Annotated in this window: 19 protein-coding genes; 13 read left to right on the forward strand and 6 right to left on the reverse strand. The window is 55.1% G+C overall.

What is annotated here, in order from left to right; translation table 11 throughout:
- Positions 1-59 precede the first annotated feature (59 nt).
- The gene (locus tag QEH53_RS21665; protein WP_309025321.1) at positions 60-854 is read right to left on the reverse strand and encodes a PaaX family transcriptional regulator C-terminal domain-containing protein; all 795 of its coding nucleotides are present in this window, start codon (positions 852-854) and stop codon (positions 60-62) included.
- Between the two features lie 238 nt (positions 855-1,092).
- Between QEH53_RS21665 and smc the strand changes: the two genes are divergently transcribed.
- The 4 genes from smc (at position 1,093) to QEH53_RS21685 (ending at position 8,336) form a co-directional block, all read left to right on the forward strand.
- Positions 1,093-4,974 (forward strand): chromosome segregation protein SMC, encoded by a 3,882-nt coding sequence (gene smc, locus QEH53_RS21670; RefSeq protein ID WP_309025322.1) that lies wholly within the window; start codon positions 1,093-1,095, stop codon positions 4,972-4,974.
- A 193-nt stretch (positions 4,975-5,167) separates the two neighbouring features.
- A complete protein-coding gene (locus QEH53_RS21675; protein ID WP_309025323.1) occupies positions 5,168-5,590 on the forward strand; it encodes a YraN family protein in 423 nt (140 codons plus the stop codon).
- A gap of 166 nt (positions 5,591-5,756) precedes the next feature.
- Positions 5,757-7,298 (forward strand): glucose-6-phosphate dehydrogenase, encoded by a 1,542-nt coding sequence (zwf, locus tag QEH53_RS21680; protein WP_309025324.1) that lies wholly within the window; start codon positions 5,757-5,759, stop codon positions 7,296-7,298.
- 30 nt (positions 7,299-7,328) lie between these two features.
- Positions 7,329-8,336, forward strand: coding sequence for a glucose-6-phosphate dehydrogenase assembly protein OpcA (locus QEH53_RS21685; RefSeq protein WP_309025325.1), 1,008 nt, complete (start codon positions 7,329-7,331; stop codon positions 8,334-8,336).
- Positions 8,337-8,415: 79 nt separating this feature from the next.
- On the opposite strand, the gene QEH53_RS21690 is transcribed toward QEH53_RS21685, so the two are convergent.
- From QEH53_RS21690 to fabV, 3 genes are all read right to left on the reverse strand, one after another.
- Complete coding sequence (locus tag QEH53_RS21690) at positions 8,416-8,826, reverse strand: DUF5069 domain-containing protein (RefSeq protein ID WP_309025326.1); 411 nt, start codon at positions 8,824-8,826, stop codon at positions 8,416-8,418.
- Positions 8,827-8,828: 2 nt separating this feature from the next.
- On the reverse strand, positions 8,829-9,281 hold the full coding sequence (gene dtd / locus QEH53_RS21695) for a D-aminoacyl-tRNA deacylase (RefSeq protein ID WP_309025327.1): 453 nt from the start codon (positions 9,279-9,281) through the stop codon (positions 8,829-8,831).
- A gap of 126 nt (positions 9,282-9,407) precedes the next feature.
- A complete protein-coding gene (fabV, locus tag QEH53_RS21700) occupies positions 9,408-10,595 on the reverse strand; it encodes an enoyl-ACP reductase FabV (protein ID WP_309025328.1) in 1,188 nt (395 codons plus the stop codon).
- A gap of 153 nt (positions 10,596-10,748) precedes the next feature.
- Here fabV and QEH53_RS21705 point away from each other — a divergent pair, with 153 nt between their 5' ends.
- The 3 genes from QEH53_RS21705 (at position 10,749) to QEH53_RS21715 (ending at position 13,762) form a co-directional block, all read left to right on the forward strand.
- The gene (locus QEH53_RS21705; protein WP_309025329.1) at positions 10,749-10,901 is read left to right on the forward strand and encodes a hypothetical protein; all 153 of its coding nucleotides are present in this window, start codon (positions 10,749-10,751) and stop codon (positions 10,899-10,901) included.
- A gap of 27 nt (positions 10,902-10,928) precedes the next feature.
- Positions 10,929-13,055, forward strand: coding sequence for a protein-disulfide reductase DsbD domain-containing protein (locus QEH53_RS21710; RefSeq protein ID WP_309025330.1), 2,127 nt, complete (start codon positions 10,929-10,931; stop codon positions 13,053-13,055).
- Positions 13,056-13,144: 89 nt separating this feature from the next.
- The gene (locus tag QEH53_RS21715; protein WP_309025331.1) at positions 13,145-13,762 is read left to right on the forward strand and encodes a thioredoxin family protein; all 618 of its coding nucleotides are present in this window, start codon (positions 13,145-13,147) and stop codon (positions 13,760-13,762) included.
- Between the two features lie 43 nt (positions 13,763-13,805).
- On the opposite strand, the gene QEH53_RS21720 is transcribed toward QEH53_RS21715, so the two are convergent.
- On the reverse strand, positions 13,806-14,330 hold the full coding sequence (locus tag QEH53_RS21720; RefSeq protein WP_309025332.1) for a DNA-3-methyladenine glycosylase: 525 nt from the start codon (positions 14,328-14,330) through the stop codon (positions 13,806-13,808).
- 77 nt (positions 14,331-14,407) lie between these two features.
- On the opposite strand from QEH53_RS21720, the gene QEH53_RS21725 reads away from it, so the two are divergent.
- From QEH53_RS21725 to QEH53_RS21735, 3 genes are all read left to right on the forward strand, one after another.
- Positions 14,408-15,304, forward strand: coding sequence for a PfkB family carbohydrate kinase (locus QEH53_RS21725; protein ID WP_309025333.1), 897 nt, complete (start codon positions 14,408-14,410; stop codon positions 15,302-15,304).
- Between the two features lie 86 nt (positions 15,305-15,390).
- Complete coding sequence (gene uvrA, locus QEH53_RS21730) at positions 15,391-18,228, forward strand: excinuclease ABC subunit UvrA (RefSeq protein WP_309025334.1); 2,838 nt, start codon at positions 15,391-15,393, stop codon at positions 18,226-18,228.
- A gap of 120 nt (positions 18,229-18,348) precedes the next feature.
- Entirely contained in the window at positions 18,349-19,326 is a 978-nt protein-coding gene (locus tag QEH53_RS21735; RefSeq protein ID WP_309025335.1) for a hypothetical protein, read from the forward strand.
- Between the two features lie 3 nt (positions 19,327-19,329).
- Here the strand turns inward: QEH53_RS21735 and QEH53_RS21740 are convergent, their stop codons facing one another.
- Positions 19,330-19,869, reverse strand: a complete 540-nt coding sequence (locus QEH53_RS21740; protein WP_309025336.1) for a hypothetical protein — start codon at positions 19,867-19,869, stop codon at positions 19,330-19,332.
- Between the two features lie 303 nt (positions 19,870-20,172).
- Here QEH53_RS21740 and QEH53_RS21745 point away from each other — a divergent pair, with 303 nt between their 5' ends.
- From QEH53_RS21745 to QEH53_RS21755, 3 genes are all read left to right on the forward strand, one after another.
- Complete coding sequence (locus tag QEH53_RS21745) at positions 20,173-22,089, forward strand: amidophosphoribosyltransferase (RefSeq protein WP_309025337.1); 1,917 nt, start codon at positions 20,173-20,175, stop codon at positions 22,087-22,089.
- A gap of 39 nt (positions 22,090-22,128) precedes the next feature.
- Positions 22,129-23,211 (forward strand): phosphoribosylformylglycinamidine cyclo-ligase, encoded by a 1,083-nt coding sequence (gene purM / locus QEH53_RS21750; protein ID WP_309025338.1) that lies wholly within the window; start codon positions 22,129-22,131, stop codon positions 23,209-23,211.
- Between the two features lie 202 nt (positions 23,212-23,413).
- Positions 23,414-24,010 carry a hypothetical protein gene (locus QEH53_RS21755; protein ID WP_309025339.1) on the forward strand — a complete coding sequence of 199 codons (597 nt, stop codon included), beginning with the start codon at positions 23,414-23,416 and terminating at the stop codon, positions 24,008-24,010.
- Positions 24,011-24,029 lie beyond the last annotated feature (19 nt).

The following is a 24,029-nucleotide window of genomic DNA, read 5'->3' on the forward strand; positions in this document are numbered from 1 at the left end:
GGAGTCTAAACGTGACGCCTCAAGGCGGATTTTCACTGTCTGCGGCTTTTGGCTCGAGATTACCAGTTTTGGGCAGCCTCCAGCCAGTTTCTTACCGCATCCTCTCGTCTCGCCTCTGCTTCGAGGGCTAGGTTTGCCCCGAGGCGTTTCGTGGGCCAGAGCTCTTTGGGGAGGAGTGGGTCGTTTTTTAGAGCCGCATCCCACAGCGATCGCTCGCGAGCTCGCCAAGCTTGGTAGGCGGTGAGCGTTCTGCTCAATTCAATTTTTGTATCCAAAAAACTGAGATAGTCCGAGTAGGCTGCTTGTATCTTGTAGAGGGGCCACGCCTTTACTACGTAGGATGCATCGTCTCCGCAACTCCAGAAGATGCCCTCCATGCAAACGACAGAATCCGCCGACACTCGCAGCGCGGCAAAGGACGATTCCACTTCTGGAAGCGCTCGGTGCGAAATCCAAACGCTGCCCTGGAGCTTTCCGAATCGAAGCGTTTTTAGCCAATCCCTCAGCTCGAAACGGGCGTTGGAAGCGTGGCTCGGCAGGTCGAACGTGAGCAATCGCCATTTCCCGTCCCACGCCGATTCCCACGCCGCGAACGGGCTGGGCGATCTGGTGGCCGACTCTCCGGCTGCTGTCAAGTTGGGGACCCATGCGGAGTCTCCGGCGTTTGATCGGCTTTCGACGCTGATGTGTCCGCTCTTCTCCAGCCGCCTTAGAAGGTTGAGGTAGGCTCGGTTGGATCCTCCGTACGCTTCCAGGCAAATCTTTGCCAATTGGCCGGAGGCCAGAGTAACCCCGTAAGCGCTCAGATCCGCAAGAATCGTTATAAGTTCCAATGACCTCGGTCCCTTCAACATTGTGAAACTACAGATACTCCGTCACGTTTAAACTTCAACGTTGGAGTTTAAACGTGACGAGTTGGGCGGCGGAATTTTGCAGTCGATGGATGAGTGGGTGCGGATGAGTTGGGGGGTGAGTTGGGGGGTGAGTTGGGAGACTTATTGCCAAAGTTGTTCGCGCCTTGTTCTTCGACTTATTCACAATCGGGGTTTGGAGTTGTCAGCAAGTTAGGGCGCCATTGAATTTCGGGCTTTTATGTATCTCAGCGCCCTCAAAGTTAACGGCTTCAAGAGCTTTGCCGACCACACCCTCCTGAAATTCAACAGAGGCGTCACTGCCGTCGTGGGGCCGAATGGCTGCGGAAAGAGCAATATCGCCGATTCCATCCGCTGGGTTCTGGGAGAGCAAAGCGCCAAGGCGTTGCGTGGCGGCAAGATGCAGGACGTCATTTTCGAGGGGTCGGACAAGCGTAAGCCGCTGAACATCTGTGAGGTGGCGATCACGTTGACCGACTGCGAAAAGGAGCTTGGCAGCGACTTCAATGAAGTCGAGATCGCTCGCAAGGTCCACCGCGATGGTGGCAGCAACTATTACATCAACGGCAAGGCCTGTCGCCTAAAGGACATACAGCGCCTCTTCATGGACACGGGCATTGGCCGCACCTCCTACTCGATCATGGCTCAGGGCCAGATTGACCAGATCCTCTCCTCCAAGCCGGAAGAGCGTCGGGCGGTCTTCGAGGAGGCAGCTGGGATCTCTCGCTACAAGGCGCAGCGCAAAGAGACGCTCAACAAGCTCGCGCACGTGGAGACGAATCTCGCTCGCGTGACCGATGTCGTGGCCGAGATCGGTCGTCAGATCGGCAGCCTCAAGCGCCAAGCCACCAAGGCGATCCGCTACAAGAAGATTAGCCACAAGCTTCGCCATCTCGACATCGGCTACAGCGCTTACCAATACCAGACCATGAGCGCCACGCTCGACTCGGTCGACCAGTCCTCCAGCGAATTGCAGACAGAGCTCGATGGCCTAGCCAAAGACTTGGAAAGCAAGGAAGGCAGCCTCATCGTCTACAAGGAAGAGCGCCAAACCCTGATCCAGAAGGTCCAGGATTCGCAGCAGTCCGTCTTCGATCTGCGCAGCATGAAGGAGCAGGCCAGCAACGCGGCCGATATGGCTCAAATTAAGATCGCCTCTCTGGGCGAGCGCATGGAGCAGGCCACCCAGGAAATCGCGTCCTTCGAGGCTCAGCTAGGTGAAATCGCGAGCAAGGTCGACGAGCATAATTCCGACAAGCAGATGCACCTCGACGTCCTGGGCAATTCCGACGAAATCTTCCAGGAGCGTAATCGCGACTTGGAGGAGATTGAAGAACGCCTTCGTGTATCGGAGACGCAAATACAGCAGCTTCGTGTTGCCGCTCAAGACGCGGAACGTGCCAGCTCGCGTTGCCGTGAAGCACTCTCAGCTATCGAAGTCGAAGCTGGCACCAGTCGCAACCGCTTGATGCGTCTCGAGGAGGAACTCGCCGAGCAAAGCGAAGGCCAAGCTGAGGCTGCTCAATCCTTAAGCGACTTTCAGGAGCGACTCTTGGCGACCCGCAGCATGCAGGAGCAGTTGCAAGCAGATCTCGAATCAGCACGCGATGGAGTTTCGGAAAAGCGCGACGCCTTTAAGTCCGCTCAGATTAGTATCCAGGAAATCGATCGCAACGTCGCTCAAAAGTCGGCTCGTGTGAAGCTTCTCCAGCAATTGCAAGAGAAGCTCGAGGGGTACGGCGAAGGTGCCAAAGCCCTGCTCAAGGGCAAGCTAGGAGGCGTGCTCGAAGGCAAAGCTTTTGCTCCATTGACTAGTGACCTGTCGGTAAAAGATGGGTACGGTCCTGCGGTGGAAGCTTTACTTGGTTCTGCCATGGAGGCCGTCGCGGTGGACGATGCGGATACGGCGATTGAAATTTTTCAACAGCTCGAGGACGGCAAGATAGGGCGAGCTTGTGTTCAGTTGCAAAAGGCAACAGCGGCAAGCGGACCCGCTACCGACTTGCCGGACTGGCTCAAGCCAGCGACGGAATTCGTTTCGCTCAAGGATGACGCTAGCCACGACTCGCTTCGAGCGGTTTTGGCTTCCAGCTACATCGTCGATAGCATGGCCGATTTCCTCAAATGGCGCGAAGGCCAGACGGAATTTCGCTTCTTGCAAGTCGCCTCTCAGAAGGGCGAGACGCTTGATGCTCGCGGATTGGTGACGGGCGGTTTCAAGGGCAAGGTCAAGAACAGCAGTATCCTGCAGCGCGAGGTCGAGCTGAAGCAGACCCAAAAGGAGCTCGAAGAAGAACAAAAAGCTCTAGAAGCGTCACGGGCAGAAGCGGATAAGGTGAACAAGGAATTGGAAGCTGCGGAAGAAGCAGTGGAAAGCAAACGCCACGAAATCGCCGAAACGAATCACGAACTTTCCTCCCTCCAAGCGGAAGAGCGTAATGCGCAAAAGTTGGTGCAAGAGCAAAAGATGCGAGCAGAGCGCTTGGAGCGTGAGCGCATCGGACTAGAGGAAGTGCAAGCGGCCTCGACCGAGCGTCTTGAAGCGGCCAAGGCTATGTTGGCCAAGGAGATGGAACGGCTTGAGAGCAGCCGCCGTCAGCTCGAAGAAACCGAAGAAGGGATCGGCGACATTCGAGGCGAGCGCGACGAGAAGCGCGAAGGGCTGAGCCAGGCAAAATACGATTTGCAGGAAAAGAAGGCCAAGCTGGATGTGATCACCCGCGGCATGGTGGAGATGGAGCAGCGTCGTAACGAGCTAACGCGGCTGATCGAAACCAAAACGCGTGACATCGAAAATTGGGAGGAGCAATCCGAGTCTCTGAAGAGCGAGATCGCCCAAGCTGAAGAACGTAGTGGTTCTGTGGATGCAGAGCTCGAAGAAGCGAAGATTTTGGTCAACACCACCCGCGAAGCCTTGGTTTCGATCGAGGAGAGGATCGGTGTGCTGGAGCGTGAGCAAAACGGGTTGCGCATCCGTGTCGACGACCTGCGCAACAATTTAGGCAGCCAGCAGGTGCAGATCGCCGAGAAGCGCTCCCGTCTCGAATACATCCAAGAAGAAATCACCCGCGAGTATGGGCAGGACCTGACCAAGACCGATTGGAAGTGGCAGCTTTGGAAAGCCCGCCAGCCAGTAGAAGACTTGCCGGTGCTCGACGATGACGACGAAGAGGAAGAAACCTCAACCGTAGTGGCTTTGCCAGATCCGGATGCCGAGCCTCAGGAAGAAGAGGATGCAGAGAGTTCTGAAGAAGCGGAGCCAGAAGCCGATGCGGAGACTCCGGAAGCGGAGGCAACGGACGAGGAGGAGTCCGAACCGGAAGCGGTCGAGCCGCTATCCAAGCAACGGGCACCGACCGAAGCAGAGCGCGAAGAGCTCGAAAAGACCAATTGGGCAGCTGTGAAACGCGAAGTAGAAACGCTTCGCAAGCGTATACAAAGTATGGGTACCGTGAATACGGACGCGATCGCCGAGTACGGAGAGTTACGTGAACGCCATGGATTCTTGAAGGGGCAATACGACGATTTGGTTTCTTCGAAGGAAAAGCTCGAAGAGGCGATCGACGAAATCAACACCAAGTCGCGTGAGCAATTTACGGATACATTCGTGAAGATCCGCGAAAACTTTAAGCACACCTTTTCTACGCTCTTTCACGGAGGTAAGGCGGACTTGCAGCTCATCGAAACGGATGACGTTTTGGAAAGCGGCATCGAAATCGTGGCCCAGCCTCCGGGCACCAAGCTCAAGGGTGTTAGCCTCTTGTCGGGTGGTCAGAAGACCATGACCGCGGTTGGTTTGCTGTTTGCGATTTATATGGTGAAGCCGTCACCGTTCTGTCTGCTCGACGAGCTCGACGCTCCTTTGGATGAGTCAAACATCGGCCGCTTTACGACCTTGCTCAAGCAGTTCACCAAGCAGTCGCAGTTTATCATCATCACGCACAACAAGCGCACGATCGCCGCCGCTCAGGCCATCTATGGCGTTACCATGGAAGAAAAGGGCGTTTCCAAGGTGGTGAGCATGAAGTTCCACAGCGAGCACGAGGATCCCGACATGGTGAAGCTCGATTTGGACAAGCCGACTGAGGCAGTCTTGGCTTGACCGTTGTTGCCGACCTTGCGTCTCGCCCCTCAGTAGAGGCGAGGCACTCTTAATGATTTGAAGCCTTGGTTTTCGGTGGGGTGGAGTTAGGTTGATCTTAGGTAGTTCCTGTAGACGCCCCTTGCTTGTCCACTTTCTCGGGAGCTGTATTTCCCACCTTGACCCGTGTCCTGTAACCCGCTTGTAACGTGGAATGTTTTCTTACCTCAAACGCTTGTTCGGTCGGACCGAGCCAGAGTCCGCCGCTATAGGGCGTCGCGGAGAGCGGGAGGCCGAGAAGATCTTGAAGACGAAGGGCTACCAAATCCTAGCACGTAACTGGCGCAGCGGTCGCGACGAGATTGACCTGATTTGCCTGCAAGGTAAAGCGGTGGTGTTTGTTGAAGTCCGCACTCGATCTGCAGGTGCCTTGGTGAGCGGGTACGACTCCATCAACCGTCGCAAACGCGAGGCCTTGAAGCGGGTGTGCCGCTCCTATTTCAGCATCATGAAGCCCAAGCCGCTGACCTTGCGGTTCGACGTTGTAGAGGTGGAGCATGAGGAAGGCGCGATCACTACGGCTCGTCACTTCTCGGACGTTCCGCTTTTCTCAAAATCCGCAAATCGCGGTAGCTGAGACCGTTTGCCCCATGAGTAGGTGCTTTCTATCAAATCTTTTCTGGTATTGCTCCAGAGAGATTCATAGGAGGGCTTTTGGTGGGTAAATTAGTCCGGTTCCGCCCTTTACATAGGAGTAATGGACGTCAATTTCTACGGTTCCTTACCAACGGCTTTTACGTATCATGTCACAGGATAACAGACACCCATTTCTCCAAGGTCTCAGCAAGCACCGCGGCGTGCAGCCAACGATTATTACCATCTTCGGAGCTTCCGGCGACCTCTGCGCCCGCAAGCTCGTGCCAGCGATTTACAACCTTGCGGTGGACAACCTCTTGCCAGCCGACTTCTACTTGATCGGCTTCGGACGCAAGCCGATTCCAGACGACGAGTTTCGCGAACTTGCCTCTGAATCTATATCCAAGTTTTCCCGCCGCCCCCTCAACAAGGAGATCTGGGACCGTATCGAGAAAAACACTTATTACTGTTCTGGAGGCTATGACGAGGAGGAGGGCTTCCAAAAGCTGAGCGACAAGATCAGCTCGATCGAGAAGGATGCGGGCCGCGAAATGCAGAGTGTCTTTTACGTATCCACTCCGCCGTCTGTTTTCGACCCGATCGTCAAGAACCTCGGCAAGGTGGGCCTCGCCACCAAGTACCAGGAAACTGACAAGCACACAAAGGTCGTAATCGAAAAGCCATTTGGCAAGGATCTCGAATCCGCTCGCAACTTGAACCGCGCCATTCAAGGAGTTTTCCAGGAGCGACAGGTGTATCGAATCGATCACTACCTCGGCAAAGAAACGGTACAGGACCTGTTGGTCCAGCGCTTCGCCAATTCGATTTTCGAACCGCTGTGGAACCGCAACTACGTAGACAACGTGCAGATAACCGTTGCGGAAAGCTTGGGCGTCGGGACTCGGGGCGGCTACTACGAGCAAAGCGGGGCGACCCGCGATATGATCCAGAACCACACCATGCAGTTGCTCGCCCTTATGGCGATGGAAGCTCCCGCTTCCCTCGATGCGGAGGCCATCCGTAACGAAAAGGTGAAGCTGCTCAAGGCAATCAAACCATTGAAACTTGGATACGAAAATCCGGAAGTGGTGCGTGCCCAGTACATGGAAGGCCTAATCGATGGCCAAAAGGTTCAGGGCTATCGCGACGAGGAAGGCGTTTCTGGTCAGTCGGAGACCGAAACCTACGCGGCTTTGAAGCTCGCCATCAATAACTGGCGCTGGGAGGGCGTGCCATTCTACCTCCGGTCTGGCAAGCGTATGGCCCGTCGCGTGACGGAGATTGCGATCCAGTTCAAACGTCCGCCATCGTCCCTTTTCAGCGAAAATGAGATGATCAATCTTGCCAACAATTCGCTGGTTTTCCAGATCCAGCCGGACGAAGGTTCGACCATCTTGCTCAACGGCAAGATCCCAGGCTTGCAGACGCGCACCCAGCCGGTTAAGATGCATTTCCGCTACTCCACGACGTTTGGTTCGAATACGCCCGAAGCCTACGAGCGCCTGGTGCTCGATGCGATGATCGGCGATGGCACGCTTTTCATCCGCGGTGACGAAACCGAAGCTTCATGGAATCTCATCACTCCTCTGCACGATTTCTGGAAGAGTGAAGGTCAGCGAGGGATCGAGTCTTACTCTTCCGGCTCGTGGGGGCCTAATGCCTCCGACCGTATGCTCTGGGAGAAAAACCACGAGTGGCGCCGTCCTTAATCTGCGGAGACATCGAATAGAGCACGAGTCATGAGCGCGAACAGTACCGTATACGAGGCCTTGCCTGGCCTAAAAGTACCCCTTGGGAATGCTCTAAAGGAGCTGACTGCGATGTGGTCGCCAGTCGATGAATCTGGAAAGCGAAAGGACAACGAATATCGGGCTTCCCGCATGAACCTGATTGTGCACATCGGTTTCGAGGCGAGTATGAAAGAGGCGAAGGAGTTGTTCCAAACCGTCATCAGCTTTTCGCATCGCTATCCCTGTCGCATGATAGTTCTTTGCCCGCAGCCTGATTCTTGGGACTCCAAGACGGATATGGGTTGTAAGATCTTCTCCGAATGCGTTTTCGGAGAAGGCGCGGGTGGAATGAGCTGCTGCGAGGTATTGATTCTTGGATACACGCTGAGCGATCGCCGGTATTTGGAAAACCAGGTTTCAGTTTTTCTGGAGGCGGATTTGCCGACCTATTATTGGCCGACTCGTTTTGGATCAGCTGAGCTCTTGTCCGACTACAAGTTCTTCTTCAAGCAGGCGGAGCGTGTGATTTTTGACTCGTCTCGCGAGTGTTTCCTCATCGATCAAGTGGATGTGCCCCAGCCCGATAAGGTACATGACTTGTCGTATTCACGGCTGTTGCCCATTCGTCAGAGCGTGGGACAGTTTCTGAGCGCGTTTCCGAAGGAAGCGATAGTGGACGGCCTTGCTGAAGTGACCTTGAGCTCCAGCGCGAATTTCAAGTGTGAAGGTCGTGCCCTCATGAGTTGGGTTGCGAGTGCTCTGATGAAGTGCTACCAAAGTCCTGAAGACGCGAAGGAAGCGCTGCGGTTCGATCAGCAGGAAGCGGGAGATGACCGCGCAGTGCCGATCATGAGTTTCGTGTATTCTAACGATAACTACGTGACATTCACGATGGATCTAGCTAAGAGCGAGGCTCGCGTGGAAGCTGACTTGGGCAATGGCAAGCAGTCCTTAACGACTGGCGTACGTTTGCTTGATCCCGAGACGGCGTTGGCTGAAGCTTTGTTTCACGGGTAGGGTGTAGCCTAGCACAGTGTCTCGGATTGATTTGATCCTGCAGGGTGGACGACGCGGAAGTCGTCCCTCCTGATTACCTCTATTTTGATTCGTCTAAAGCGATGGCTTCGAAGACGGTACCTTCCCACTCGCTGGGGAGTTCTGGATACTTGATGGCGCGAACTTGTTTGAAACGTTCTCCGAGAGCCGTACCGGGCCGACCGAGTTCGAGAGCGAAGGCGTTCCACTTTTCGCATTGTTCTTGGGTGGTTTGAGATTTGAACCACTCTACAATCTCTTGGTCGCTACTGCTCTTCGTAATCGTCTGGACGAGTGTGTCTGCTTCCAGTTTGAAGGCTTTGAGGAAGAGTCCGTCTAGACCGGCCGGATTGCAGTAGGACGACTGGTATTCCTCGGGTAATTCGCCCAGGTTTTGTAAACGGATTTTGTCGATGACACGGGCGAGGTGGTAGGCACCACCAAGCTTTTCGGAAGGGAGTCGGAGTTTCATGCTTATTCCTTATTGCGTGTGTCGAAGAGGATGGTGACAGGACCGTCGTTGAGGAGATCGACTTGCATGTCCGCCGCGAAAACTCCTGTTTTTACGGGTTTGGTGGTCAGCTTATCAAGTTCGGAGCAGACGTATGCGTAGTCGGCTTTGCCTTTTGCGGGTGGAGCGGCGTCGTTGAAGCTGGGACGATTGCCTTTCTTGTTGCTGGCGATGAGGGTGAACTGGCTGATGACGAGGAGCTCGCCGTCGATGTCTGCGAGGGATTGGTTCATGCGTCCGTCCGCGTCCTCGAAGATGCGGAGGTTGGCGATCTTGCGGGCGATCCACTCAATGTCCTCCGGCGTATCGTCCTTGTGGATTCCGAGAAGAACGAGTGAGCCGGGACCGATTGAGCAGTGAACGTTTCCACCAATGGTGACAGATGCGCGGGAGACGCGTTGGATGACGGCTTTCATGATGAAGTTTATTTTTTGCCCACGAAGGGGCGCGAAGTCTTCAGGTTTGCTTCGAATTCTCTGTGTCCTTCGTGGGCAGCAAAAAGGCGGACCATTGGCCCGCCTTTATGTGAGAATCTGTGCTTGTTACTCGAACTGGAGGTCGATTTCCACGTCCTCGTCGTAGTCGACGCCTTTCACGCCGAAGCCAAAGAGGCGTAGGAATTCCTCCTGGTAGCCTTCGAAGTCGGTGTATTTGTCGATCGTTTCGGTTTCGATCTTTGGCCAGTTTTCGGCAATTTCGCCTTGGATCTCGGGCTTCATTTCCCAGTCGTCGAGACGGATGAGGTCGAGCTCATCGGTGGGTACGTCGCCACCCTTGTAGAGGCGGTCGGAGAAGAGGCGGTACATCTGCTCGATGCAGCCTTCGTGGTTGCCCTTTTCCTTCATCACCTTGTAGAGGGCTGTGATGTAAAGGTTTACGCCAGGGATGGCGGAAGAGGATTGGGTAACGAGCGCTTTGTTGACTGACACGAAGGCCGTTCCGCCGATTGGGGCGAGTTTCTCGTTGATGGCGGCCTTGGCGCGCCGAACGTCGAGTTTAGCTTGGCCGAGGGCGCCGTCCTTATAGATGGGCCAAGTGAATTGTGGTCCAATGTAGTCGTAGGCGACGCATTTAATTCCTTCGGCGAGCACGCCAGCTTGGCTGAGGGCGTCGATCCAGAGCTCCCAGTCTTCGCCGCCCATGACTTTAACGGTACCTTGAATTTCCTCGTCGGTACCGGGCTCGAGGGTAGCGACTTGGATCGTCTTTTTGTCAGTGTCGAGGTACTTGTTGGAGAAGGGTTTTCCGATGGGCTTGATGGCGGATTTATAGACCTCTCCGGTCTTGGGATCGGTGCGGCGAGGAGCGCCGATCGAGTAGACGAGAAGGTCGATTTTTCCGCCCATGTCTTCCTTGATGCGTTCGATGGCTTGGGTCTTGAGCTCGTCTGAGAAGGCATCGCCATTTAGGGACTTGGCGTAAAGTCCGTCGGCTTTGGCCTGCTTTTCGAAAGCGATCGAGTTGTACCAACCAGCGGAGGCGCAGCGTCCGCGTTCGGAAGGGCGCTCGAAAAAGACGCCGAGGGTGTTGGCTCCGGAACCGAAGGCGGCGGAAATGCGAGAGGCGAGGCCGTAGCCTTGGGAAGCGCCGACCACGAGCACGTTCTTTGGGCCATTCTCTACAGCGGGCTGGCTTTTGACGTAGTCGATTTGTTCCTGGACGTTTGCGGCGCAGCCAGTCGGGTGGGCTGTAATGCAGATGAAGCCTTTTATCTTAGGTGTAACGATCATGGAAGGTGTGAATTGGGTTACGCAGTTCCGCTTGAGGGAAAAGGGCTGTGTTTGCCGGAGATTGATGGGCAAGGCCAGTTTTATTTGGGTTTCGGAGGCTAGGTTATGGGGAGGGGGACGAGTGGCCGCCGGACTTGTTACGCAATCGTGGATATGGGCAAGGCGTTCTTGCTGATTGAAGCGCTACAGGAGAATGGTGCCGGCTATTCCGAGCAGGATAAGCGCAGCTATTATGCATATGACGCGGCGTTCCTGTTTGGTGGTTTTGAGGAGCATTGCTTTTCAGATTTGTTGGAATATTCTTAAATCTTTATCGCTCAGTATATTGTGACTATGAACGTATTTCTTAGAGTAAAGCTCTTACTGTTGGCTGCCCTTTGCTGCTGCGGTACCCTAAGCGCCCAGAGCGATTACAATCTCGGGCCGGTCGACACCGGCGAGGTCGAGGCGGAACTGGTGGCCGATGTGACAGCTATTCGCCCGGGGCAGGAGTTCCAGCTAGCTCTTAGGCTGAAAATGGACCCGCATTGGCATGTGTATTGGATCAATCCCGGAGACGTGGGCTTCATGCCGGAAGTGCAGTGGGAACTTCCTGATGGCTTCGAAGTAGGTCCGTTCGAATTTCCGACCCCGGAGCGTATTCCGTTCGAGCCGCTTGTTTCTTACGGATACGAAGGTGAGATCTTCCTAATCGCCAAGGCGAGAGCGCCGGAGTCCCTGGAAGCAGGTACCGTAGTCCGCATCAATGCGGCTTCCAATTGGCTGGTCTGCGAAGAGGCGTGCATTCCCGGAAACGCGGATCTGGCGCTCGAACTACCGGTGACGGAATCTGGCGCGTCGTTGTCCCCGGCTGAGTACGCGGATGAAATTGCAGAGACGCGGGCAGCCTTGCCGGTGGACGCGGCGGGCGGCGAAATCGCGGTCGAGGATTTGGGCGATACCTTGGTATTCAATCTGCGTTGGGATGGCCTCGAAGGGGCGGAACTGAAGGACCCTTATTTTTATGTAGAGCAGGAGTCGGTCTCGGATTCCGCTAAGGAGCAGAGTTTCGACCTCGCCGGAGACACCTTGCGAGTGGCGGTTCCCAAAACGGAGTATTTCGAGGCGGTGGAATCTGGATACACCGGCCTCTTGTATTCCGAAAATGGATTTGAAGCGGCGGGCGGCGTTAATGCGGTTCGTTTTCATGTGCAAGGCGAGTTGGCTGCCATGGGCATTGCCGCTCCGGTGGCGGCTGCGGGATCGGCTTTCGATATCGGATTAGGAGAAGCCTTGTTGTACGCTTTCTTAGGTGGAATGATCCTCAACCTGATGCCCTGCGTTTTTCCGGTGCTTTCGATCAAGGTGCTTGGATTTGTCCAGCAGTCGGGCGAGGATAAAGGAAAGGTGCTCAAGCACGGATTGGCCTTCACGGTTGGAGTCCTTGCCTCTTTTTGGGTGCTGGCTGGTACCTTGATAGCCCTTCGCTCCGCGGGCGAGGGCCTCGGTTGGGGCTTTCAGTTACAGCAACCGGAGTTTGTAGTAGTGATGCTGGTGGTCATGTTTTTGTTCGGTCTCAGCATGGCTGGGGTTTTCGAGATGGGGACTTCGGCTATTAGCCTACAGGGCAAAGTCAAAGGCAACGGACTTGGGGGCTCGTTTTTCTCGGGTGTGATTGCAACTGCGGTGGCGACACCTTGTACGGGACCGTTCATGGGACAAGCTCTCGGTTACGCCCTGACGCTTTCCGCGTTCCAGTCTCTCACTGTATTCACTTTCTTGGCACTGGGAATGGCGACACCTTATTTGGTGCTCTCGGCGAATCCGGCTTTGATCAACAAGCTCCCGCGGCCCGGGGCTTGGATGGAGACTTTCAAGCAGGTCATGTCCTTCCCCATGTTCGCTACCTGTATTTGGTTGATTTGGCTGCTCGGAGGGCATGTCGGAAACGATGGGCTACCCTTCGTATTGGGCGGACTGCTCGTTGTGGCGCTGGGCGCTTGGATCTACGGCCGCTGGTCGACCCCGATGCGGAAAAAGGCAACCCAACGCTTCGCCTCCGTTTTGGCCGTTTTGACGGTTTTGGGTGGCATCTGGATGATGATGCCGAGGGAACAGGTAGAAGGGGAGGAAGAGATTGCTTGGCAGTCTTATTCCCCAGCCCTTGTCGACGAACTCAGTGGTTCGGGCAAGCCGGTCTTCGTGGATTTCACGGCGGACTGGTGCCTCACGTGCAAGGCTAACGAACTGCGACTCTTTCGCTCGGAAGAAGTGCTGCAGGAGATCAAGAATAGGGACGTTCAACTAGTGCAGGGCGACTGGACTAAGAAGGACGCGGTGATCACGCAAGCTCTTGCGAAGTATGGGCGCTCCAGCGTGCCCCTTTATTTGCTCTATGACGGTAAACCGGGATCGGAGCCGAAGGTTCTACCGCAAGTCTTGAGCCCTGATACGTTTTTGAAATCGCTCGACGAAATCTAAGGGGCGACTGGCCCGTTTCTCAGGAAACGAATCGCTGTGCCTTTGCGGTTCGGCCAATTCAACTTAGCCAACTTAGACCTGACACTACCATGATTGCGAAACTTCGAATCTTCGTCGCAGCCCTAGCTGCAAGTTTGTTCATCGGATCGACTTCCGCTGCCGATGTGGGGAAATCAGCCCCGCAGTTCACGCTGACCGACATTGATGGTCAGACTCACCGCCTATCCGACTTTGCTGGAAAAATCGTGGTCCTCGAGTGGACCAACTACGGCTGCCCGTTTGTGAAGAAGCACTACAACTCGGGAAATATGCAAGCTCTGCAAGACAAGGCGAAAGGGGAGGAAGTGGTTTGGCTCTCTATCTGTTCGTCCGCTCCCGGTACTCAGGGACACATGAGCGCCAGCGAATGGCAGGCAGCCACCACTGAAAAAGGCGTCAAGTCGTCTGCCGTTTTGATCGACGAAAGCGGTGAAGTTGGCCGTCTATACGGCGCGAAAGTGACGCCTCACATGTTCGTGATCGATGCCGATGGAACGTTGGTTTACGACGGTGCCATCGACAGTATTCCATCCGGAAGAGTCAGTGACATCGAGAAGGCGGACAATTATGTGATGGCGGCACTCGATGCCGTGATGGCTGGAAAACCGGTCGCCGTCTCTAAGGCGAAGCCTTACGGTTGCGGCATCAAGTACGCTAGCGATAGCTGAGAAGCACGTCAGGTTTACGCTCCCGGTCGGATCGGGAGCGTATTTACGTTTTCACTACGAAACGATAAGGGCGTTGTGACCAATCGGGTCCGGCGTAGTCGACACCGATTCGCGGCGTTGCGCTGACCTGCCCGTCCGGAATCTTTGCACCGTCCTCCAAGTAGAGGCCCGTTTGCGGGGTCGCTGGCAAGGCGTTGAATCTGCGGTCGATGCCAAGGCGTTTGCTCAATCTCCCAGGACCGCTCATCCCCTCTAGGCCTCTGATGAGGATCGCGGCCGGATAGTCTTCCGGACCCGTGACGAGGTTGAGCATCTCGTGCATGCCGTAGATGAGGTAGACGTACCACCTTCCTGCAGGGCCAAACATGACTTCGGTGCGAGCGGTGCGGCCTTTGCTGGCGTGGCAAGCGAGGTCTTCCGGCCCGTCGTAGGCTTCCGTTTCGGTGATCTGGAAACGGGATCCGCTTCCGTCTGCGTTGACGACGACGAGAGTCTTGCCGATTAGATTGCGGGCTAGTGCTACGGTATCGCTCGAATGGAAGTAATCGGCTGACAGGTGTTTGGCCATGTTGAGGCTTAGAAAAATATGGGTGGTGCCCTAAGGCAATCGTTGCTTGCGCGGATGGGACTGCTCAACTTCAGAGCATGCCCAGAACTGTGACTTTCACCGCGAACTTGCTCGCAGAGACGACCTACGAATTTTCCCGTTGGACTGAAGGGAAGACGCAGCGCGCCAAAACCGAATTCTTCCAAGTCGGGGGAAAGGGTATTAATGTGAGTAAAATGCTCAACAAGCTCGGCGCGGACAATCAGGCTCTTTGTTTTCCGGGCGGAGATTTTGGACCTGCCTGCGAGCGTTGGCTAGCGGAGCAGGAGATCGAGACGATGGCCTTCCATGAAGGATGTGTGGCTCGCTCGGGAAGTGTGATCCGGTCTGGCGGGCAGGATGAGACGACATTTTTGGGAGTGGATTCGGTGGTCTCCGAGGACGCCATACGCGAGGCTGTGGCGGAACTGGATGCGATCGAGGAGCCCTTCGTTTTCGCGGTTTGCGGATCGGTTCAAGGATGGGAGAACCCGATCTGGGATTGTTTTCGCGATTGGGTCGAGGACCGTGGTGAAGACGTTACCTTAGTGGTAGACAATTATGGAGCGAGCCTACCTTGGTTTGCTCGTCAAATGCCAGAGCTGGTGAAGTTTAATCGAGATGAATTGGAGCTGCTGTTTGAAGGGACCGAGCGAAAACTCAAAACTCCGACGCTACTCAAGAAGGCGCGGACCCGATTCTCTTGTGATCGTTGGGTGGTCACGAATGGGGCGGAAACGATTTGGGTCCTTGATGGAGAGGGTGAGGCGGTGAGTTTTGAGCCGGAAAAGGTGAAGTGCGTTTCCCCTGTGGGTTGCGGCGACATCGTCTTCGCGACCCTGATCGACTGTTTGTACAATCGAAGTGGATACAGTCTTCTAGAGGCGGCTCGGTTAGCCAGCGACTATGCCTCTCGCAGCGCCGCCATGCCTGGCATCGCCGAGTTCGATCTGTGATATCGTGGCGCAAGGCTACCTTCCCCTCAGTGCGTTCACAACTTAGGTTGCTATTTTAAAGAGCTTACTTTTTCAATTCCGCTAGTTTGAGTCAGAGCGAGTACATTCATATCAAAGGGGCGCGAGAGCATAATCTTAAGAATATTGAGGTTAAGATTCCGCGGAATAAGCTAGTCGTCATCACGGGCGTTTCCGGCTCGGGTAAATCCTCGCTAGCCTTCGACACGCTTTATGCGGAGGGGCACCGCAAGTATGTGGAGTCTCTTTCGACTCAGGCCCGGCAGGCCATGGACCAGCTGAAGCGTCCGGATGTAGATTTCATTCATGGTCTTTCCCCAGTCCTCGCAATTGAGCAACGGGCTTCCAACGCTTCGCCTCGCAGTACGGTGGCAACGGTGACTGAGATTTCCGACTATGCTCGACTGCTTTGGGTGATTCGAGGGGAACAGCGCTGTCCGAAAGACGGCGGGATTATTCAGCGTCAGACTTTGGACGACGCGGTCGATCAAGCCTTGCAACTTCCTGAAAGAGCCCGAGCTATGATCCTCGCTCCCTACATGAACGCTAAGCCGGCGGTTTTGCGGGAGGAGTTGCCTCGCCTGCGACAGAAAGGATTTCAACGGGTGCGCATCGATGGCGAGATCGTGGATGTGGATAGTCCGGACGCAGCTGCGAAGGGGCGGAGCTCGGTTCAAATGGAAATCGTGGTGGATCGTTTGGTGATTGGGCCTGAGCAGCGCAGCCGTTTGGCGGACTCGCTCGAGCTTGCATTCAGCGAAGGTAAGGATCGGGCTTTGGTTTTGTATCAGGAAAGCAAGGACGGGAGCTGGGAAGAGCTGTCCTTGAGCCGTAATTTTTCCTGTGGGGAGTGCGGCACGGTTTACGAGCCGGTAACGCCACGTCATTTCTCGTTCAATACGGCGGAAGGCTCTTGCCCAGAGTGTGGTGGCTTGGGCGAGACGCGTCGTTTTTTGGACGAGCTTGTGGTACCGGATCCATCGAAGAGCGTGAAGGGGGGAGCCCTGAAGCCACTTCGTATCGGCGGCAAGCAACTGATCATCCGCCACAATGCGTTGCTGCGGCAGCTAGCAGAGCAGTTGCCGTTTGACCCTACCACGCCTTGGAAGGAGTTGCCCAAGGAAACGCGTCATCAGTTGTTACATGGCGTACCGGACCGGGAGTTCGAGTTTAAGCTAACGCGTCGCAAAACCAAGACTCCGCCTGCACCTTTCGAGGGGGTTGTGCCGATTCTGACAAAGGCCGCTCGCGAGACGAAGAGCGACGGGTATCGGGCCCGATTGATGACGTATCAGACCGAGCAGGATTGTCCCTGCTGCCATGGCCACCGGTTTAGTCCACGCAGCGCGAACGTCTTCGTGGATGGAGTGAGCATGCCCGAGTTTTTGGCCATGGATATCGAGAAGGCCTACGCTTTTGTAGCGGGCCTAGATCGCTCCGGGAGCGATGTTTCGACCTATGGCGAGGTGATCGAGGGTATCGAATTTCGGCTACGCTTCCTGAAGGAGGTGGGGTTGGACTATTTGACATTGAATCGTGGATACAGCACGCTTAGCGGCGGAGAGTCGCAGCGGGTGCGTCTAGCCACGCAATTGGGTATGAGCTTAATGGGGGTTGTGTACGTGCTTGATGAGCCGAGTATCGGTTTACATGCCAAGGACAACAAGAAGTTGGTCGAGACGCTCAAGGAACTGCGGGACGTTGGGAATTCGGTTGTCGTAGTCGAACATGACGAGGAGATGATGAGGGCTGCGGATCACCTGATCGAAATCGGTCCTGGAGCCGGACTTTACGGGGGCGAGGTATTATACGAAGGGAAACCTGAGGAGTGCGTAGCGGTGAGTGGAGACGTGCGTTCGACGGGAGCATATTTGTCGGGGGAGCAAATGCTTTCCCGCTCGGCGAAGCGGCTTGAACCTGCGGCAAAATGGATCGAGATAAAGGAGGCTTCGCACCACAACTTGAAAAGTGTGACCGCCCAAATTCCCGTAGGTCTTTTGACTTGCGTGACGGGCGTCTCCGGATCGGGAAAGTCGACGTTGGTAAACCAGATTCTAGCCAAGGCGGCAGCAAGGAAGTTGAATCGCGCCAAAGACATCCCGGGTGTTCACAAGGGAATCGACGGATTGGAGCACTTCGAGCGAGTGGTGCGGGTGAGCCAAGAGCCGATAGGGCAGAGCCCGCGTTCGAATCCGGCGACTTACACTAAGCTGTTCGATGCCCTGCGAGATTTGTACACGAAAGTTCCTCTGTCACGAACGCGTGGATACAAGGCAGGGCGCTTTAGCTTCAATGCTCGCGGTGGTCGATGCGAGCGTTGTCAAGGACAGGGGTCTATCAAACTCGACATGCTTTTCATGAGCGATGCGTATATCGAATGTCCGAGTTGCAATGGAAAACGCTACAATCGAGAAACCTTGGAAGCGAAGTATAGCGGCATCAACATCGCAGAAGCGCTCGACCTTTCGGTGGACGAAGCCTGCGAGAAGTTTAAGAACGTCCCCCGTATTATCGAAAAACTGAATACGCTGGAACAGGTGGGCCTAGGCTACCTTAAACTCGGTCAGGCGGCCAATACGCTGAGCGGTGGTGAAGCTCAGCGCTTGAAGCTTTCACTGGAGCTCTCGAAGCGCAACAGCGGCAAGAATCTCTACATACTCGATGAGCCGACGACCGGCTTGCACTGGGCAGACATCCAGCGGTTGAGCGACTTGCTCTTCCGATTGCGAGATCAGGGCAATACGGTGGTTGTAATCGAGCATCACCTCGACTTTATCAAGCTCGCAGACTGGGCGATCGACCTCGGACCAGGAGGTGGCAGCCGGGGCGGCGAGATCGTGTATTCAGGCCCGGTCGATGGATTGGCCAAGTGCAAGCGCTCGGAGACGGGGGCGGCGTTGCGTTAGTCGAAAGGCGGATTGGGCGTGAGAATTCACAAGGCCACGGTTTTGCATTTTTGAGATTGAGGGACCGCGAAAGCCGCTTAGCGTTTTCCTGTTTTGTTACCCTCCCGAGTCGCTGAGCCATTGAATCCTCGCTCCCGCGGCCGCAGTACCCTGTTGATCGCTTTAGCGGTGCAGGTTGCGGTCTTGCTGGTGTCTTTTTTCGTTATTGTGCGGGAGGATGCGGTGGTGGAGCCGCCGGCCTTTTCGGGCGAACGTGTGGTGACGGTCGAACGGCCTGAAAAGAAGCGAATGGATCGGGTGCGGGAGCTGAATCGTCGCATGTCGAAGCCGCGGAGTTTTCAGCGTCTCGCAGTCGAGCAAGAGTTTCAGAGCGATCTGCCTGCGATCCCAGCTTTGCCGCAGGATACTCTAGATCTCGACAGCATGGAGGATTCTTTTCTTTCGGATGCTCACTCTTCGTTGGCGGGTTCTGGCTTGATGGAATTGGCGGGCTCGCTGAGCGGGAGCGAATCTGCGGCTCAATTTTTTGGGGTGAAGGACAGCGGTCGCCGTATCGTGATCGTGGTGAACACCTCTGCTTCCGTGGTGCGGAAGGCTGCCGCTCGCGGGGTGAGTATAGAGCAATTGCAGGAAGAAGCGGCGCGTCTGGTGGATGGATTAGATAGTGGAACCTTGTTTGGAATCGTACAGTTTAGCCAAGGGACGAAGTCGTTTTCTGAATACATGGCGCCCGGGCTGGTTCGAAACAAGCGGGAGGCGCGCGAGTGGATCCATCGCGAGTTAAAGGGAAACCCGAAGATCGAAGATGACGCCTTGGTAGGTCACGAAGCAGCTCTGGCAGGAGCGATGGCTCTGCAGCCTGACCTCGTTTTTCTGGTGACAGATGGATCCTTGAATCGTCGCGCTCCGAAGAAAGGAGGTGGGTATTCGTATCCGAAAATATCCTTCGAACAGCTTTTGTCTTTCGCTGACAAACAAGTCTTGCAGACCGGCGCTCGGCCCCGGTTGCATGTGGTCGGCTTCGAATTGGGAGATCTGGAACGGGAAGGCTTAGGTCGATTGGCGAAGCGATTTGGTGGCACTTTGCGCGAAATGTGAGGCTCAGGGTTTGCCGGGGAAGGCGTCTTTCCAAAGATCAACTTCACCTTGATGACCATGCTTCGAAAGAGCCTTCTCGATGAGCTCGAGAGTGGGTTCCTCCACAGCGTGTTTAGGATCGCCGGGAAGTTCTGGCAAGGTGGCTTTCGAGAGAGCCCAGCACGCCCAAGACCGCCACTTGCGTTGATCTCGTCGCGGCTCGCCTACCCGGTCCGCGTAGTGCTGGAAGTGCACGCGCGGATTGCCTAGAAATGCGTCTTGAGGAGCCTGTTGAAGCAAGGATACCAAGGCAACGTAAGGAAGGGGCCAATCTTGCAGCACGGGCTCGTCTCCGCTAAGGTCCGCACCCCATGCTCTGTCGAGGCAGAGGATTGCTCGAGCTGGAAGTCCCTGCAGCCAAAGATGTTGCCCATATTGAAGGCAAGCTAAGTAAAAGTCTGCCCCTCGATCGCCCGCCCGAAATTGATTGAGCGATCGCCAGCTCATTCCGGTTTCCGGATTTGGGAGCTGAGGTAGGCGGCGAAGGCTGGGTTGCGGTTGCATTGTTGGGAGTTTTCCGGTTTCGCCATTCGCGCAAACTCGGTGTTACAGGAAGGTTTCCGACTAAGGCTATCGCTGAATCGACAATCTCTCGCGAAAAGAAGCAATGATTTGTTGCAAGGGTGTTAATTATCTCCGTAGGTGGTGGCTTTTCAAACAAGCCTCGGTCCCAAGGACTGACCAACCCGTCGACAGAATACGCTACACGCTCCCAGACACATTTTCATCTTTGCCATGCCGACGAAGATCGTTCCGGATTTCCTCCAGTCTCACGATTGGACTTACCTAAAACCCTCAGCCTAATCGATGAGCGACCCGATTAAACACGAGTGCGGAATCGCCCAAGTGCGACTCAAGAAACCGCTTGAGTACTATCAGGAGAAGTATGGCACCCCTCTTTGGGGCTTCTATAAGCTCTTCCTCCTCATGGAGAAGCAGCGCAATCGCGGCCAAGATGGAGCCGGGGTAGCAGCGGTCAAATTCGATATGCCTGCGGGTGAGCCTTATATGTTTCGCGAGCGGAGCGTTAAGTCGAATGCCTTGGACCGCATCTTCAAGGGAACGCTCAAGGGCTATCAAAAACTGATCCGAAACGGAGAGGTGCTTCCGGACTACGTTCCTTCCATAAAGAAGAACTTCGACTTCGCGGCCGAGCTCTACATGGGGCATCTTCGATACGGGACGTCGGGCGGTTACTCCTTGAGTGTCTGCCATCCTTTTTTCCGTCGTAGCAGCTGGCCGACCAAGAACCTCATCTTGGCGGGCAATTTTAATATGACCAACACGACGGAGCTCAACGAGAGCCTCATCGCCATGGGTCAGCATCCGATTTTCGCTACCGATACTCAGGCTCTGCTCGAAAAGGTCGGCTTCCATCTCGATGAGGCCCACGACAACCTCTACAGGTACTTGCGCGACGAGGGGCATACCAACGACGAGATTGCACAAAAGATCCTCACTGGCATCGATCTCGCCAAGGTCTTCCGCAAGTCGGCAGAGTCTTGGGACGGCGGCTACGCCTTGATCGGCGGGATCGGAAACGGTGACAGCTTCATCCTTCGGGACCCGCTTGGTATCCGGCCGGCCCACTATTTCGAAGACGACGAAGTCTTTGCGGCCGCTTCGGAGCGCGCTCCGCTGATGACCATCTTCGATAAGAAGATCGAAGATATCAGCGAGGTGCCGCCCGGCCACATCATCGTTATCAACAAGGCAGGCGAAGTTACCCAAGAGGTATTCCGCGAGCCAGCGGCCGAACCGAAGCAATGTTCCTTCGAGCGCATCTATTTCTCCCGCGGGAATGACGCCGATATATATAAGGAGCGCAAGGCGCTTGGCGCGGGACTTTGCGAGCAGATCATGGAAGGGATCGATCGCGATCTTGAGAACACGGTGATCAGCTTTGTGCCGAACACGTCTGAGGTTGCCTACTTCGGGGTGTTGGAACAACTCCGCTTGATCCGTCGCCGCGAAGTGAAGACGCAAATCCTAGAAGCTGCAGAGAAGGGCGAGCTCAATGCAGAGAAGCTGGACGAGCTCGTGATGAAGAATTGGCCGCGTGGCGAAAAGATTGCCCACAAGGACCAGAAGCTTCGTACCTTTATCTCTTCCGAGGATTCGCGCAACGAGATGGCTTCCCACGTCTACGACGTGACTTATGGGATCGTGACCGAAAACGATAACCTCGTTTGCGTTGACGACTCCATTGTTCGCGGCACCACGCTTCGGAAGTCCGTCCTCAAGATCCTCGGCAGTCTCGAGCCGAAAAAAATCATCATTGCTTCAACCGCTCCGCAGATTCGCTTCCCGGATTGTTACGGCATCGATATGTCTGAGTTGGGCAAGTTTATCGCTTTCGAAGCGGCCATCGAGCTGCTGAAGGAGCGCGGCAAGAAAGAGGTGATTTCTGAAGTCTACCGCAAGTGTCTCGACGCTGAGAGCGGTGAGGCTCCCAACACGGTCAATTACGTGCAGGAAATCTACAAGTCCTTCACCGACGAAGAGATCTCCGCCAAGATTGCCCAGCTCGTGTATCCATATGATACGGACTGGAAAGGCGAATTGCAGGTGATCTATCAAACGGTGGAAAACCTCCACAAGGCTCTCGATGGCCACGATGGGGATTGGTACTTCACTGGCAACTACCCGACCCCGGGTGGTTTCCAGGTGGTGAATCGGGCCTTCATCAACTACTACGAAAAAGCCAAGGGCCGTGCCTACTAGGAACCTCCGACCAACTGTTTCAAATCCCCACTCACAAAGATGGCTGCTAAGAAAAAAACAAAAGCGTACGCTGAAGTAGGCGTAAACATCGACCTGGCTGACCGCATGAAAGGCGGCCTCAAGCAATCGCTCAAGAGCGCGTCCCGGCCCGAAGTTCTAGGAGCGGTAGGCGGTTTCGGCGGCTTGTTCGATCTGTCCAAGTCTAGGTACAAGGAGCCAGTCCTCGTAAGCAGTATCGACGGAGTGGGTACAAAGCTCAAAATCGCCTTCGAGTCCGGTAAGCATAAGAGTGTGGGACTTGATATCGTAAACCACTGTATCGACGATATCTCGGTCATCGGAGCGGAGCCGCTGTTTTTCCTCGACTACCTGGGTCTCGGGAAGCTCGAGCCTAAGGTTTTTAAGCAAATTCTTTCCGGTATTTCGGAAGCCTGTGCCGGCGCGAATTGCGCATTGATCGGGGGCGAGACCGCTCAGTTGCCGGATATGTATACAAAAGGTGAGTACGATATTGCTGGTGTGATCGTCGGTATCGCCGAAAAGAAGAAGATGCTTTCTGGGTCCACCATTCGTCCCGGAGATGTGGTGATTGGCCTTCCCTCCAGCGGATTGCACACCAACGGGTACACGCTCGCTCGCAAGGTCATTTTCGATAAAGCAAAGCTCACTTTGAAGGACAAGGTGCCCGGCACCAAGCAAAGCATCGAGAAGGCCCTCATGGCTCCTCACACCAACTATGCTCCGCTCCTGCAACCTTTGCTTGCTAAGTTTAACCAAGGTCGCTCTTCGAAGTTCCGCAAGGACAACGCGGTATTTGGCATCGCCCATATTACGGGCGGCGGTTTCACCGGCAACATTCCGCGTATCCTTCCTGAGACGGTGGACGTCGAGATTGAGACATCGGCTTGGGAGCCGCTTCCTATCTTCAAACTAATCGGCGAGAAGGGTGGCATCGACTTCGACGAAATGTACGAAGTCTTCAATATGGGTATCGGCATGACGCTCATGGTCGACGGTAAGCAGGCGGACGAGGTTCTCGCTTTCTGCCACGCCAACGGCTGTAAGGCGGTCAGGATCGGTCAGGCCGTGAAAGGCGCCGGCAAGGTGCAGCTCAAAAAGTAGTCTGGCTCGATTCCGATTTTAGATTTTAAAACGACCGCAGTCATAAGGGCTGCGGTTATTTTAGATCGCTCAGCTTCAGCCACCAGCCGCAGTTGTAGGGTGCCTTCAGCGTTGTCGCGGGCCAACGCGCGGCTCTATGGTACCAATTCGCCCAGATTGTGGTAGCGTCCGCTGTGATAGAAGGCATGTTCTTTTGGAGCCGATGAAAACCTACCGCAAACTATTGCTATCGTTACTGCTTCTCTTCCTTTTCGCTTGTTCGTCAAAGCCGGACCCCGAACCGGAAAGCCAAATAGCAGGAGCTAAATGGCTGGCTGCGGAGGAAGGCGGAAACATGTACGACGTCCTCGCGTATCCGCTAACTGAAGACGAGCTTGCCTATTTTGAATCAGCATTGCCATTGCTGGAGACGGCTGCGGAAAAGCATTCTCAGCTTTGGTCGGAGATTGCCTACGAAGAAGACCCCTCCGTCGTCGCAGCTCCGGGCAAGGTTTGGAGCGAAGCTGGATTGCTGGGCCGCGATGTCATTGCGGCGAACCTCAAGCTCACCTTTCTCAGCGAGTTCGCTTCTGCGGAGGAAGGGATGGAGCAGGACATGCGAGAGAATCTTTTGTGGCTAGAGCAGCGCTTGCAGGGAGACGACGCGAAGCCGGAACTCTTCGAAACCGCGGATTCGATTCGCATGATTCTGGGAGTTATTTCGATTAATCGAAAAGCCGGTGCCTTCGCTTTTTACGAGGAAAACCGAGCTCGTATCGACGCGGCACTTGACCGGTTCACGTCGATTGGCGAACAATAGTCTTTAACTTATAACCCAT

This window comes from Pelagicoccus sp. SDUM812002 (assembly GCF_031127835.1).
In the GTDB taxonomy this organism is placed as follows: domain Bacteria; phylum Verrucomicrobiota; class Verrucomicrobiia; order Opitutales; family Opitutaceae; genus Pelagicoccus.

Bases quoted from the DNA above. Each gene is read 5' to 3' on its own strand.
- QEH53_RS21755 (WP_309025339.1), top strand. From the start codon at position 23,414: ATGAAAACCTACCGCAAACTATTGCTATCGTTACTGCTTCTCTTCCTT.
- zwf (WP_309025324.1), top strand. From the start codon at position 5,757: ATGTCACAGGATAACAGACACCCATTTCTCCAAGGTCTCAGCAAGCAC.
- smc (WP_309025322.1), top strand. From the start codon at position 1,093: ATGTATCTCAGCGCCCTCAAAGTTAACGGCTTCAAGAGCTTTGCCGAC.
- QEH53_RS21705 (WP_309025329.1), top strand. From the start codon at position 10,749: ATGGGCAAGGCGTTCTTGCTGATTGAAGCGCTACAGGAGAATGGTGCC.
- QEH53_RS21675 (WP_309025323.1), top strand. From the start codon at position 5,168: ATGTTTTCTTACCTCAAACGCTTGTTCGGTCGGACCGAGCCAGAGTCC.
- QEH53_RS21665 (WP_309025321.1), bottom strand. From the start codon at position 854: ATGTTGAAGGGACCGAGGTCATTGGAACTTATAACGATTCTTGCGGAT.
- QEH53_RS21685 (WP_309025325.1), top strand. From the start codon at position 7,329: ATGAGCGCGAACAGTACCGTATACGAGGCCTTGCCTGGCCTAAAAGTA.
- QEH53_RS21720 (WP_309025332.1), bottom strand. From the start codon at position 14,330: ATGGCCAAACACCTGTCAGCCGATTACTTCCATTCGAGCGATACCGTA.
- QEH53_RS21715 (WP_309025331.1), top strand. From the start codon at position 13,145: ATGATTGCGAAACTTCGAATCTTCGTCGCAGCCCTAGCTGCAAGTTTG.
- QEH53_RS21725 (WP_309025333.1), top strand. From the start codon at position 14,408: ATGCCCAGAACTGTGACTTTCACCGCGAACTTGCTCGCAGAGACGACC.
- dtd (WP_309025327.1), bottom strand. From the start codon at position 9,281: ATGAAAGCCGTCATCCAACGCGTCTCCCGCGCATCTGTCACCATTGGT.
- purM (WP_309025338.1), top strand. From the start codon at position 22,129: ATGGCTGCTAAGAAAAAAACAAAAGCGTACGCTGAAGTAGGCGTAAAC.
- QEH53_RS21740 (WP_309025336.1), bottom strand. From the start codon at position 19,869: ATGCAACCGCAACCCAGCCTTCGCCGCCTACCTCAGCTCCCAAATCCG.
- QEH53_RS21690 (WP_309025326.1), bottom strand. From the start codon at position 8,826: ATGAAACTCCGACTCCCTTCCGAAAAGCTTGGTGGTGCCTACCACCTC.
- QEH53_RS21710 (WP_309025330.1), top strand. From the start codon at position 10,929: ATGAACGTATTTCTTAGAGTAAAGCTCTTACTGTTGGCTGCCCTTTGC.
- fabV (WP_309025328.1), bottom strand. From the start codon at position 10,595: ATGATCGTTACACCTAAGATAAAAGGCTTCATCTGCATTACAGCCCAC.
- QEH53_RS21745 (WP_309025337.1), top strand. From the start codon at position 20,173: ATGAGCGACCCGATTAAACACGAGTGCGGAATCGCCCAAGTGCGACTC.